Source organism: Caproiciproducens sp. CPB-2 (genome assembly GCF_036287215.1).
In the GTDB taxonomy this organism is placed as follows: Bacteria; Bacillota; Clostridia; order Oscillospirales; family Acutalibacteraceae; genus Caproiciproducens.
The window spans coordinates 1,222,944-1,236,162 of sequence record NZ_CP142860.1 but is presented as its reverse complement, the minus strand read 5'-3'; the positions used below and the strand labels follow the sequence as shown (position 1 = coordinate 1,236,162).

General features: G+C 53.1%; 12 protein-coding genes. 5 read left to right on the top strand and 7 right to left on the bottom strand.

Annotated elements, in window-relative coordinates; translation table 11 throughout:
- Window positions 1-20: 20 nt before the first annotated feature.
- Window positions 21-233 (bottom strand): helix-turn-helix domain-containing protein, encoded by a 213-nt coding sequence (locus tag VXK30_RS06110; protein WP_275716798.1) that lies wholly within the window; start codon window positions 231-233, stop codon window positions 21-23.
- 88 nt (window positions 234-321) lie between these two features.
- Here VXK30_RS06110 and VXK30_RS06105 point away from each other — a divergent pair, with 88 nt between their 5' ends.
- The gene (locus VXK30_RS06105) at window positions 322-492 is read left to right on the top strand and encodes a hypothetical protein (protein WP_275716800.1); all 171 of its coding nucleotides are present in this window, start codon (window positions 322-324) and stop codon (window positions 490-492) included.
- 4 nt (window positions 493-496) lie between these two features.
- On the opposite strand, the gene VXK30_RS06100 is transcribed toward VXK30_RS06105, so the two are convergent.
- The 3 genes from VXK30_RS06100 to VXK30_RS06090 form a co-directional block, all read right to left on the bottom strand.
- On the bottom strand, window positions 497-1,516 hold the full coding sequence (locus tag VXK30_RS06100) for a hypothetical protein (protein WP_275716802.1): 1,020 nt from the start codon (window positions 1,514-1,516) through the stop codon (window positions 497-499).
- A 116-nt stretch (window positions 1,517-1,632) separates the two neighbouring features.
- Entirely contained in the window at window positions 1,633-3,054 is a 1,422-nt protein-coding gene (locus tag VXK30_RS06095) for an NAD(P)/FAD-dependent oxidoreductase (RefSeq protein WP_275716804.1), read from the bottom strand.
- Window positions 3,055-3,214: 160 nt separating this feature from the next.
- The gene (locus VXK30_RS06090; RefSeq protein ID WP_275716883.1) at window positions 3,215-3,652 is read right to left on the bottom strand and encodes a YaiI/YqxD family protein; all 438 of its coding nucleotides are present in this window, start codon (window positions 3,650-3,652) and stop codon (window positions 3,215-3,217) included.
- A gap of 219 nt (window positions 3,653-3,871) precedes the next feature.
- On the opposite strand from VXK30_RS06090, the gene VXK30_RS06085 reads away from it, so the two are divergent.
- Window positions 3,872-4,645 carry a hypothetical protein gene (locus VXK30_RS06085; RefSeq protein ID WP_275716806.1) on the top strand — a complete coding sequence of 258 codons (774 nt, stop codon included), beginning with the start codon at window positions 3,872-3,874 and terminating at the stop codon, window positions 4,643-4,645.
- Window positions 4,646-4,681: 36 nt separating this feature from the next.
- On the opposite strand, the gene VXK30_RS06080 is transcribed toward VXK30_RS06085, so the two are convergent.
- Window positions 4,682-5,344 carry an HAD family hydrolase gene (locus VXK30_RS06080; RefSeq protein ID WP_275716808.1) on the bottom strand — a complete coding sequence of 221 codons (663 nt, stop codon included), beginning with the start codon at window positions 5,342-5,344 and terminating at the stop codon, window positions 4,682-4,684.
- Between the two features lie 28 nt (window positions 5,345-5,372).
- Complete coding sequence (gene pglX, locus VXK30_RS06075) at window positions 5,373-8,633, bottom strand: BREX-1 system adenine-specific DNA-methyltransferase PglX (protein ID WP_275716810.1); 3,261 nt, start codon at window positions 8,631-8,633, stop codon at window positions 5,373-5,375.
- Window positions 8,634-8,762: 129 nt separating this feature from the next.
- Between pglX and VXK30_RS06070 the strand changes: the two genes are divergently transcribed.
- A complete protein-coding gene (locus VXK30_RS06070; RefSeq protein ID WP_275716812.1) occupies window positions 8,763-9,455 on the top strand; it encodes a DUF554 domain-containing protein in 693 nt (230 codons plus the stop codon).
- Window positions 9,456-9,538: 83 nt separating this feature from the next.
- On the opposite strand, the gene VXK30_RS06065 is transcribed toward VXK30_RS06070, so the two are convergent.
- Entirely contained in the window at window positions 9,539-9,925 is a 387-nt protein-coding gene (locus VXK30_RS06065) for a hypothetical protein (RefSeq protein ID WP_275716814.1), read from the bottom strand.
- Window positions 9,926-10,222: 297 nt separating this feature from the next.
- Here VXK30_RS06065 and VXK30_RS06060 point away from each other — a divergent pair, with 297 nt between their 5' ends.
- Window positions 10,223-11,452: a class I SAM-dependent rRNA methyltransferase gene (locus VXK30_RS06060; RefSeq protein ID WP_275716816.1), complete on the top strand. Its 1,230-nt coding sequence runs from the start codon at window positions 10,223-10,225 to the stop codon at window positions 11,450-11,452.
- Window positions 11,453-11,766: 314 nt separating this feature from the next.
- Window positions 11,767-13,047: an O-acetylhomoserine aminocarboxypropyltransferase/cysteine synthase family protein gene (locus tag VXK30_RS06055; RefSeq protein ID WP_275716818.1), complete on the top strand. Its 1,281-nt coding sequence runs from the start codon at window positions 11,767-11,769 to the stop codon at window positions 13,045-13,047.
- Window positions 13,048-13,219: the final 172 nt, after the last annotated feature.

Below are 13,219 nucleotides of genomic sequence, written 5' to 3'. Positions count from 1 at the left end.
AAAAACGCCTAATCCCGTTCTCAGGGATAAGGCGTTTTTGTATCGGTCAGGCCAACCAGATAATCTACGCTCACCCGATAATACCGGGCAAGTCTTACAATCAGGTGCAGTGGAATCTCCCTTTCCTCCCGTTCGTATTTGGAGTACAGGGACTGGTCACACATTAAGTAGCCGGCTATCTGTTTTTGGGTAAGGTCCCGGTCTTCTCTGATATCACGGATTCTCAATTTCATTATGATCACCAAATGCATTATACTTTAGTACAATCTGTCCATTGACAATATGGACTATTTGTCCTAAACTATATTCGGGGTGAGTATAGTGGATCATTATAAGGAAATGTATTACAGCCTTTTCAACAAGATTACAGATATCATTAATGAGTTGCAGAATATACAGCAGGAGTCGGAGGAGGTGTTCCTTTCCCATGAAGTCAAAGAAAAGGAACATACCATCCTCTATCCTCATAGGGAAATCTGGAGAAAGCCATAGACTTTCAATCTCCGAATACCGTGTCTCTGATTTTCTTTTCGGCAAGGCCGAGCGCCTCCGCGCTGATTTTTGAGATCATTCCCTTTTGCACTTCGTCGTAATATCGTTTCGCGCGGGCCAGCTGTTTGGTCGCCTTTGCGACTTCCGTCTTATAATCCATCATAATGGCCGTGATTTCCGTGCGGTATTTTTCGTCTGTTTTCTCCGCGACCGCGGCTTTGTAAATATCAATGACCTCGTCGTCCGGACGGGACGGAAAATATTCGTGCGGGGAAGTGCTGTCAAACAGGGCCACGCTCAGTTCCCGCAGAATCACCATATCCAGGCTGTTCGGGTCAAACGCGCAGTGGTAAATTTCCGTATCGAATCCCGCCGCGGCGGCATACTCCGCAATTTTCCCCAGGAAAGTCGACTTCCCGGTGCCGGGCCGTCCTTTGATAAAATACCGTTTTTCAAGGTCCTCCGTCAGATTGTCAATGTAATCATAAGCGCCGTTCACGGTTGCCGCGCCGAAGTAGCGGTGAACCTGCGCCCCCTTTTTTCCCAGTGTTTTTTCCCCGATCACCTTTTCGATTGTCCGGGCCGTCAGCCTGTTGGCGGCGTCGAAATCCATATTGGAAACGTAGATTTGCTCCCATTTGTCGTGGATGGCGCGCGCGGCGGAAAAATGCCGGACCGCGCCCGCCAGGCAGGCATGGGTCTGGCTCCGGTTGTCGTCATTGAGAATTGCCGCCACGGGATATTCTTCCTCCCCGTAAAGCGGAAAATTGATCATTCCCGCGTTTTTTTCCGGGATAAGGACCCCTTCCATGGAATTGTCCAGACAATTGTGGATCAATTGCGCGTGACAGCCGCTGTCACGCGCGGCGGAACAAAGGCTGCTTACAATGTCCGACACGACGATGGACGGATAACCGCTGAGACGGACGACCGTTTTCAGGCGGCCAAAATTCGATTGAAAAAAGCTGACATATCCCCTTGAGCTGTTGGAACCGATAAAATAGTTCAAAGAAAAATCCGGCAATGAAACGTCCTCCCCCCACATATTGTTTATCACATTATATGATTGGATTTTTAAGACATGCATAAAAGCGGCAAACCCGCCGGACGGGTTTGCCGCTTTCCAAACTTTAAAAAAACTCAGTTTTGCTTGTTCGCGATATCCCTCGCGACCACAACGCCGGTTACGGAAGCCTGCATCAGCCCGCGGGTAATGCCGGCGCCGTCGCCGATGGTGTACAGATTTTCGATTTCGGTCTCAAAATTCTTTTTGACCGATACCTTGGAGGAATAGAACTTGACCTCCACCCCGTAAAGCAGGGTGTTCTTGGAGTAAAGCCCCGGGGCCAGCTTGTCAAACGCGCGGAGCGACTCCACAATGCTGGTCAGATGACGGTGAGGCAGCACAAAGGACAAGTCGCCCGGCACCGCGTTTTTCAGGGTGGGCACCGTCGTGGACTTTTTCAATCTGGTGTAGTCCGTACGCCTTCCCATCAGGAGGTCACCCAGCCGCTGCACCATAATGCCGCCGCCCGTAAGCATGTTCCCCAGCTGCGCGATATACCGGCCGTACTCGATCGGCTGATTGAACGGCTCGGTAAAGCGGGTGGAAACCAGCATGGCAAAATTGGTGTTTTCGCTGTGCTTGTCTTCGTCGGCGTAGGAATGGCCGTTCACAACCGCGATGCCCCCGCCGATGCCGCCGTCGTAATGCTCCTCGCTGACAATGCCGCCCGGATTCATACAGAAGGTACGCACCTTATTTTCAAACGTATCCGAATAATACACCAGCTTGGCCTCATACAGGTTCTTGGTGAGGTGGTCCATCACCGCGTTCGGCACTTCCACACGCACGCCGATGTCGACCTCGTTGTTGGTGGTGGCCAGCTTGTTTTCCTGGGCAATGCGGGCCAGCCACTCGGCGCCGCCGCGTCCCGGCGCTGCCACCACGTAGGGCGCGCGGACAAGGGTGCACCCGCCGGAACGGTCAACCAGCCACACGCCTTCCGCTTTTCCGTTTTCCACAAAGATGGAATCCGCCGTGGTGTGTTCCCTGAACTCGAAATTCGGCCTGGCGGAAAGGTAACGGTACATGCCCCTCAGCACTTCAAAGGAGTATTCCGTACCCATATGGCGCACCGGGCAGGGGATCAGCTGGATATTTTCCCTGCGTGCCTCATAGGACACCTTTTCCGCAAATTTGTCGCTTTTTCCGAAAATCTTGTCCGGAGCGCCATAATGCAGATAAATATCGTCGGCGTAGCGGATGAGCTCCCGTGCCTTTTCCACCGGCATATAATCCGTGATATTGCCGCCGACTTCCTCCGAAAGGGACAGCTTTCCGTCCGAAAAAGCGCCGGCGCCGGCCCAGCCGTTCATAATATTGCAGGTTTTGCAGTGGGCGCACTGTCCGGAGGTCCTTGCCGGGCAGGCGCGCCGGTCAATCGTGCTGCCGCTGTCTACCACCAGCATCTTTTTCCCGGGCGCAAGCTTATCCATCTCCAGAGCCGTAAAAATGCCGGCAGGGCCGGCACCGATGACAATCAAATCATAATCGTACATATTTTCAACCTCACAATATTCGTGTTAATCGCTATTTTTTAACTACAGCATTTCCAGTGGATTCTGCAAACGTATTTTATCTCGCAAACTGAAATGGATTTGCCATATGATTTTTTGCTTCAGGCAAAACAATGGTATTATAACATATCTATTTCGTTTGTCAAATGTTTTCTTCCATCATGTGTAAAAGGACCCGCTCAAACGATTCGTCGTCCTGCCTGCTTCTCTTTTTGAACTTTCCGATCCTTGCCCCCGCGCGGCGCATTTCCTGGCCGAGCGCGCGTTCAAACAAAAGGCGGTCCATATTGGAATCGTCGTAGACCATGCCGTTCTGGTTCAGCGCCTTTGCGCCCTTGGCAAGCGCCATCGCCGCCACGCCGAAATCCTGAGTGACGACGATGTCCCCGCTCCCGGCCAGATTGACCAGACGGATATCCGCGCTGTCACGGCCCTTGTCCACCGTGATCACCTTGCTGTACCCGTCGTCGAGCAGATGGCTCGTGTCGGTCAGCATGATGACGGGCACCTTCTGTTTTTTCGCCAGCCGGACAATAATTTCCTTAACCGGGCAGGCATCGGCATCCACCAGAATATTCATCAAACAACCGCCGCCTTCTAAAATTTCCCAATTCCGGCGCCCCAAGCTTCGCTCCGGTTTGCGCTACGAGATTATTATAGCACGAAACCGCAAGAGATGGATTGTATTAAAATATAACAGAATTGTAATGATTTATTACAATTTTTACATCATAATTGACTTTTACAAGCACCCGGAATATGATGTAGCTGTAAAGTTATGCCCGAATGGAGGAGATTTATGAGGAAACTGAAGCTTTTCATACCGTTACTATCGGTTCTGCTGGTTTTGCTGACCGCATGCGCGTCAAAAACGGAAGCTCCCGCCGTCATGCTTGCGGAAACCGCCCCGTCTGAAATCAGAGCCAAAAGCAACGCAAAAAGCAGTGCTGTTCAGAAATTTTATACAAACGACAAATTGAGTTTTTCACTTGCAGTCCCCGACAGCTGGGAGGATAAAAATTATACCCCGGTGGTTACTACGGAAACCATGTCGGACGGCGGCACAAAATATACGAAAGTGGATTTTCTTTTTCAAAATGACAAAAACTGCTCACTGCTTACGATTTTCCTTGTTTCAAAGGACTGGTGGGAGAAAACAAAGGGCGGAACGCTCGATCCCAAACCCACCTATCTGGGAACAAAGGCAGACGTCGTTTACTGCTTTACTCTGCCGAAAAACTCCCCTTACGAAGTAGGAGAAAAGTCGGACCTGTTCAACAGTATGGTTCTGCCGGACAGCGACGTCCTCAACCGATTCAAGATTCTGGACGCGAATGCTTCCTCCAGCGGTATTTCCACCGTGGAAGGAACGCTGGAAGAAATCATGACGCAGACCATTACCATTAAGACGGACGACGGCCGCTCGATCACCTTCCTCAAGGACGGAACCGATGCGGATACTTCCGGCAAGGGTCTGCAATTGGGGCGCAGGCTGAGAATCTATTATGAAGGCGCCATAGACGGCTCCAACACAAGAGCCGTAACCGTCACCAAAATCGAAAGGCTGAACTGAACACGCGAAAAGGCTGCCGCTTGTGCGGCAGCCTTTTTATTTTCCTTTTTTCAGGTTCTTTAGCACCGGAATGACGCCGCGGAGAGTGGGGACGCACGCAAAGAGCATTTTCTCCAGTTCCGGATTTGCGGGAACCGTGTCCGGTATCATAACGGTTTTCATCCCCGCGCGGTAAGCGGAGAGAATTCCGTTCGGAGAATCCTCCAGCGCCATGCACTCCTGCGGCGGAACCTGAAGCGCCTGGGCCGCTTTCAGGTAAATATCGGGATCGGGCTTGCTTTTTTCAATCATGTCGCCGCAAATGATCTGATCAAAGTATCCGGTTATCTTTGTATTTTCAAAATGGCTCATGGTGCTGCTGCGCGAAGAGGACGTTGCGACCGCGATTCTGTAGCCTTCCCGTTTCAGATAGTCCAGCAGTTCAAACAGCCCCTCTTTTACCGGGACGCCGTTCTTTTTGATATAGTCCCTGCTGTAATCCACACTGATCTTTCTGAATTCTTCAAACGGAAAGTCGGGGCCGTATTTTGTTAAAAACAGTTCTTTTTCGGCGGCGGCGGTAATTCCCATCGCCTGTTCAATCAATTCCATCACATTGCCGCACCCGAGCGCTTCTCCGGCCTTCTTCCAGCCGTCGATCGAAAGGCGTTCGGTGTCGAACATGGTTCCGTCCATATCCAGTACCACTGCTTTCATCATGCGTAAACCTCACTTATTCCTTACTGATTCATTTCATTGGGGGAAAAAGCGCTTCCCCGCCCTGTACCTTTGCGTAATTCGTCAACACACCGTCATCCGGATCAATCCGGATTTTCTTTTTCGCGGCAATTTCCAGCCGGATTCCGAAATCCCGCAGCCGGGTAAGCTGCTCCGCCAGTCTTTTCTGCTGTTTTTTGGTCAGTCCCTCCTTTTCCGCATATTTTTTAAGCCCGGACTGCGTTTTCCGCAGAAAATCCAGCCCGCGGGCGAAGGTGTTTTCATCATAGGCATGCATATAACAAAGCGCCCGAAAAGCGCCGCCGTCAATCATCCAGTAAATCGGCCTCTTTTTATAAATACGGATATGCTCGCGGTAAAATTCATTCCCGTAATAGTTTCGGATAACGTCCACCGCGCTGCCGCTCCCGCCGAGCGCGGAAACAATAAAAGAGAGATTCTCTTCCAGCGTTTTTTCACCGAACACAAGCTTTACAAAGGAAACCAGCCGCACGGCAAGGTCGTTTTCCAGATACGGGGTAACGGGCAGGAGGTCCGTCCCACCCCGCGGATCATAGCCGGGAACGGCGTACCGCCCGAACATGCAGCCCAAGGCGAAGCTGAGGAAGCTGCGGATATCGCGGGAAAGCTCCGCGCGGCGGATGGTGACGTCCCCGTCCTCCACCTGCGGCTTCAGCTCGTTTTGCAGACCGTAAAGGCTGATAAAAATCCGGTTGAGCTCTTCCTCGTTTTCCTTCATCCGCTGAAAACGGAGGTCGGTAAAATCCTTCCACGCCGCAAAGGCATCGGCAATTTTACAGTCTTTTTCCTCCGTCCTGAAACGAACCAGCGGATGAATCCGGAAATTCCAGCTGGTTTCAAAGGAATCCCAGTCCTCCCTGGAAATTTTGATATTTTCAGCGACCAGCACACCGACCCGCTGCTTCACGGTTTCATCGACCCGCAGCGGAAGCTTGGCAATATTGCCCGCCTGATAGTTCAGCGTGGGATTCATCAGGTTCAGCATGGCAAAAGCGCAGCTGCTGGACAAAAATCCAAGAATATAATAGAAATCGTCCTCCCGGCTCGGGAAAACGGAGGAACCGGCGATGTCGAACACAAAGCCCTGCGGATAATACCGCACGCCGAATTTGGAGGAGCTGACGAACGACCAGGACACGCTCCGCTCAAAATAAAAGCCCTGGCCGGGAAAGGAAGCGGACTGTCCCGACTTTACGCGGAACTCGCTGATCTCCCGCCCGAAATGCTGAAAATTGACCACATACTCCTGATTGCCGTACCATTTCCGGAAATCGCCGCCCTTGTTATAGGGGTACCATTTCCGGCTGCTCTGCAGGCAGTCGGCCCGGTCGATGCAGTGGAAATGGATGTTTTCAGGAGCTACCTCGTACCAGAAACGAAGGAAGCGCTGATTGTCACAGGTAAAAAGCCCGTTCGTAACCGCCGCGCTTTCGGAAAGGGGTGGGACGGAGGAGAAGATCTCCCCCGGCTTTTTGCCCGCCCAATAGGCGATCGGCATGCCGGGAATCCGGGCAAACTGCTTTGCCGGAATCTCAAAGCGGTAGGAGCAGCGCGGGTTCCGCACCGCTTCTTTTACCTTTTGTTTCTGCACCTCCATGCCGCCCCGGAAGTCGGAGAGCTTCAGATACACGCCGGGCCTGCTTTCCGGCCCGTTTTTCAGCACAAAGGTACAGATCGGCACGGTGGCCTCGTCAAAAGCGGAATACTCCAGCTGAATCAGCGAGGAGATCGATTTTTCCCGGATGATGTATTCCCTCAGCTTCTGATAGGATTTGATGAACATCCAGACAAACGGCGACATAAACGCGCAGTAGCCGTCCGGAATGCAGAAGCCGAAGCTGCGGTAAATAAACACGGAGAACAGGTCCCCGGCATAGTCGCGGTAATGCCGATTGACGTAGGATTTCAGCTTTTTATTCATCCGGTTCAGATAAGGCGGATTCGTCGCAACCACCGTGTATTTCCCCGCCATTGCGCGGGCCTGCCGCAGCAGCGGCAAAAGCTTGTGGACGGTATCTTCCCGGTACGCGAGCGCAAACAGGCTGTCGCACGGCTGCCGCCTGATTTCCTCCACCCGCCGGAAAATCCGGTCAAAGCCGGCCTGCTCCACACGGAGCAGGCTGCCGTATTCGGCGGCCCCGTGAAGGGCCGAAAGAAGACTTTGCAGATCCGCTTCGATCTGCCCGTCGCCGTCCGCCACAAAGGACAGCAGGTCCCCGCCGATCCCGGACCCTTCCCGGATGACATACAGGTTCAGCGGGATTCCAAGCGTCAGAATATCCTCATTGTATCCGCGCGCCTTCATCAGCAGCGCAAAGCAGGCCAACTGCCAGGAACGCCTGTCGATGTCAAACCCGTAAAGGTTGCGGCGAAGGATCAGCTCCGCCGCGTCCCGCGGGCCCACCCCGCATTCCCGGTAAATTTCAATCAGCAGGTCAAACGCGTAGACAAGGATATGCCCGCTGCCCATGCACGGGTCGAGAAGCTTCAGCTCCTGCGGCGGTACGTTTTCCTGAACGGCGGCATTTTCCGCCCCGAGATAAAATTCCAGCTTTTCTCTGAGCGCGCTGTCCGGATTCCGTTCCAGCCAGTACTGGCCAAGAGAATTGTCCACCATGCTGCGCACGACCCAGTCCGTGGTAAAAAACTGCGTGGCCGCCGGGACGTCCTCTTTTTTCACCCTGCCGCCGTAAAGGCTGATGACCTCGTTCCGGCGGGCGTCATTGTAATACTGGTACAGCCAGCCGATGATCTCAACCGCTTCCCGGAAGTCCTCCTCGGAAATCCCGTCCACCAGGCTGCGGACGACTCCATCTTCCTCCCGGAAGGACAGCTGCAGCAGCGGCTCGAGATACTCGCATTCGCTTTCAAAATACTCCGGAAGGATTTTGGCAAGGGACCGGCAGACAGAAATAAAAAGCGCGGTAAAGCGCTCGTCCGACCGGACCTCCTGCGGTTCGGCCGCCAGGATATCCGGAAGGATCTGTCCCGGCTGCCCGGAAGAAAGGACGCGCACCTTCCCCGGCAGATAGCCGTTGACCTCCATGAACCGGATGCCGATGATACGGATAAACCACGTATAGGAGACTTCCTCCACCACGGCCTGAAAGCCGGTGTTTTCAATGTCCTGCGTCAGTCCGGGAAACGGGTTCCGTTTCTGCGCCGTCAGTTCGACGGCGCGCCGGGAGACGGACGCGATAAGCTTTTCTCTGGCGCCAACCGCAAAAGCCCGGATTGCCGCCTTATTCACCCTACCATCCCCCTTCTCTTCGAATGAGACTATCATACCATATCTTCGCCAAAAAGTTAATCTTATTGACACCGATTCCCAAAATGATATATGATTAAAACCATATGAAGAAACGGGAAGTGCTGAAACATGTTAGGAACCATTGTCAACGCGCTGTCCATTGCGCTGGGAACGGCGCTGGGACTGATTTTAAAAAGCGGTATCCGGGATCATTACCGTGAAACCATTATGGACGGGGTCGCGCTGTCCGTCCTGCTGATCGGAATGATGAGCGCCATCAAAACAAACGATCTGGTGCTGCTGATTTTCAGCCTGGTGATCGGCAGCATCATCGGCGAGGCGCTGAAAATCGAGGACCGGCTCGCGGGGCTGGGCCAGCTGATCGAAAGCAGGACTTCGAGCACGGACGGCAGCGTCGCAAAAGCCTTTGTGACCGCCAGCCTTGTGTTCTGCGTCGGCTCCATGGCGATCGTCGGCTCCATTGAAAGCGGGCTGACCGGCAATCACCAGACGCTGTTCGCCAAATCGGTGCTCGACGGCATTGTGTCCATTTTCCTCAGTTCGACCATGGGCTTCGGCGTGATTTTTTCCGCCGCAGCCGTATTCCTTTATCAGGGCATGATCACGCTGCTGGCGTCTTCTCTCAAGTCTCTGCTGACCGACGAAATGATACGGGAAATTTCGGCCATCGGCGGCGTCCTGATTATGGCGATTGGGCTGAACATGCTGAAAATCAAAAAAATAAAGGTCGGCAACATGCTGCCGGCCATTCTTCTTCCTTTTCTGTATTATTTCATTAAAAAAGCAATCGGGATCGCATAAGCTTTTCCCGATATCGGCATATCCCGAAAAGGCCGCTGCCGGATTCCCGGCAGCGGCTGTTTGTTGAGTACTTCGAAAGATGCTCAGCATTTGGATTTGAATACTCCGTCCTGATAGACCTGTGTCACGGTGTCGTCCGGGTAATAACAAAGGACGGCGCCGTTGTGCTTGCTGACAATGATGGACGGCTCTATGGACTCGCTTTTGTCGGAAATCAGAAACTGGTAGTACTGGTTTCCCTGATACTCAAAGTTTCCGTTGATCAGGTCGATTTTGTATTTTGTATAATCCATACGGATCATATTTTTGACGGCGTTCATTGCTTCGTTCCGGTCGATGTTCTGTACCGACTGCGCGGGCTGAAAGATTTCCGGTTTACTGTTCTGAGCCGTTCCGGCTTTTGAGCAGGCGGTCAGAATTGTCAATAAAGCCACTAAAACAATCGCAGCCGCAAACTTCCCTGTTTTCATTGAAATTCCTCCCATATCATTTTCACTTTACAAATTTATCATAGTATCCGCCGGCGGTGAAAGCAAGAAAAGCAACAGAACTGTAAGTGGTTGCTACAAAACTGTAAACGATGGCGGCAAAAAATGATAAATCTGTATTTTTTGATAGGCGGGAACGGAAAATGAACGAGGCGCTTTCCTTGTAAGCCGGCAATTTCGTGCTATAATAAATCCATCATTACAGACTTATCCTTCGCCGCGCTTGATGCGAAATCCGGCGGCCGGCTGTAAAATCATTTCAGGTTGTGAGGAAAATTCATGAAGCAAAACAGAAGATACCCTAAGATCACTCTGACCCGCAAGGCGGAAAACAGCATTCTGTCCGGACACCCGTGGATCTACAATACGGAGATTCTCAAAATTGAGGGCCCGTATGAAAACGGCGGTCTGGCCGACGTTTTCAGCATCCGCGAAAAATATCTGGGCACCGGGTTTATCAACGACCACTCCAAAATCAGGATCCGGCTGATTTCCCGCAGCGCGAACGACGTCTTTGACGAAGCTTTTTTCGAGCGCCGCCTGCGTCACGCGTGGGAGTACCGCAAAACCGTGATGGGGGACGACGTCTCCTGCTGCCGGATCATTTTCGGCGAGGCGGATCTTTTCCCCGGGCTGACGGTGGACCGCTTTCGCAACATACTGGTCGCACAGACGCTTTCTCTCGGTATGGAAAAGCTGAAGCCCGTTCTCTTCCCTCTGCTGTGCAAAATTCTGAGGGAGGACGGCCAGAACATAGACGGCATCTACGAACGCAACGACGTCGCTATCCGCGAGCTGGAAGGGATGCGGCAAAATAAAGGTTTCTTCCCCATCGCCGGGCTGGAAACGCCGCAGGCAACCCGGACAACGATCACGGAGAACGGGATCGAATACGCCGTCGACTTTGAAAACGGGCAGAAAACCGGATTTTTCCTCGACCAGAAGTACAACCGGCAGGCTGTCGCGAAAATCAGCCGCGGCAAGCGGGTGCTGGACTGCTTTACCCACACCGGCTCCTTTGCGCTGAACGCGGCGAAGGGCGGAGCGGAACACGTACACGCGGTGGATATTTCCGCCGACGCGGTCGCTATGGCGGAGGAAAACGCCGGGCGCAACCAATTGCAGGAAAAAATGAGCTTCCAGACGGCCAATGTGTTCGACCTGCTGCCGCAGATGCCGATGGGCAAAAAGGACGGCTACGACCTGATCGTGCTCGACCCGCCAGCTTTTACCAAATCGCGCCAGACCGTCGACCACGCGATGAAGGGGTACAAGGAAATCAACCTGCGCGCCATGAAGCTGCTGCCGCGCGGCGGCTACCTTGCGACCTGCTCCTGCTCCCATTTCATGACGGAGGACCTCTTTTGCAGCATGCTGCGCAGCGCGGCGTTTGACGCCCAGGTGTCGCTCCGCCAGATCGAAGCGAGGCAGCAGTCCCCCGACCATCCTATTTTATGGAATGTGCCGGAAACCAATTACCTCAAGTTTTACATTTTTCAGATTACCTGAACCACTGTGCACCCCGGAAAATCAGGAGCGTTCGCGCCTGATACCGGGGCGCTTTTTTTAGAAAAAAGCCCTTGACATTTCTTCTTTAACGTAGTACTATGTCAACAATATATATTACTAATTTGATATGAATTGTAATATTACATAAAAAGGAGGAGCCCTATGAAAACAAAATCCCACTCTTTTCACAAGCTGAATCGTCCCCTCTTTCTGTATGACCGAATGTGCGCCTCCTATTGTTGTAACAGGAAATCAATTTTGTAATTCCCCGGGATACGGAATACGGAAATAAAGATGCAGAAGGAGTAACGACAATGAGTGAAAGAAAATATAAGTTTGAGACCATACAGGTACACGCGGGACAGGAGAAGCCGGATTCCGCAACGGACGCGCGAGCGGTTCCGATTTACCAGACCACTTCCTATGTATTTAAGGATTCCGCGCAGGCCGGGGGGCGTTTTGGCCTAACGGAAGGCGGCAACGTCTACGGCAGACTGATGAACCCCACCTCCGATGTGTTTGAACAGCGCGTTGCCGCTCTGGAAGGCGGCGTGGCGGCGCTGGCCACCGCGACCGGTGCGGCCGCCATTACCTACGCGATTGAAAATGTCGCTCACGCGGGCGACCATATCGTCTCCGCCAACACCATTTACGGCGGGACCTACAATCTGCTGGAACATACGCTCGCGGCTTTCGGCATCACCACCACGTTTGTCGACCCCGACGTGGAAGGCAGCTTTGAAAAAGCGATTCAGCCGAATACCAAGGCGATTTTTATTGAAACCCTCGGCAACCCGAATTCCAGTATTATCGACATCGACGAGGTCGCCGCGATCGCGCACAAAAACGGAATCCCCCTGATTGTGGACAATACCTTTGCGACGCCGTACCTTCTGCGCCCCATTGAGCACGGCGCGGACGTAGTCGTCCATTCCGCGACAAAGTTTATCGGCGGACACGGCTCCTCCTTGGGCGGAGTCATCGTCGACGGCGGCAACTTCGACTGGGAGGCCTCCGGCAAATTCCCGTGGCTGAGCGAGCCCGATCCGAGCTACCACGGCATCAGCTTTACAAAAAACGTCGGCGCGGCGGCCTATGTGACCCGAATCCGCGTAATCCTGCTGAGAGATACCGGCGCGACCATCAGCCCGTTTAACTCCTTCCTGCTGCTGCAGGGCCTTGAGACCCTCTCCCTTCGCGTGGAGCGTCATGTTGAGAACGCTCTGAAGGTAGTGGATTTCCTGTCCAAACACCCGAAGGTGGAGCGCGTCAATCACCCCGCCTTACCGGACAGCAAATACAACGTTTTATATAACAAATATTTTCCCAACGGCGCAGGCTCCATCTTCACGTTTGAGATCAAAGGCGGCGCGGAAGAGGCGAAAGACTTTATCGACCGTCTGGAAATTTTCTCCCTGCTGGCAAACGTGGCCGACGTGAAGTCGCTGGTCATCCACCCGGCGAGCACCACCCACTCCCAGATGAACGAAAGCGAGCTGCTCCAGTCCGGCATCAAGCCGAACACCGTCCGTCTTTCCATCGGCACCGAGCACATCGACGATATTCTGTACGATCTTCAGCAGGCGCTGGCGTAAACCTTGCGTTTCCGGCAAGACGCGCCGGAGGGAGTAAGCGTTCCCCCGGTCCGGTTTCTATCAAACTCCCAGGCTTTGCCTGCCAGCTTTCTCAAAGAGGGAGTTCTCCTTGATCGGCAGCCTGAAAGAGCGGCAGCCCTGTAAAACAGGGCTGCCGCTCTTTCCCGTTTGG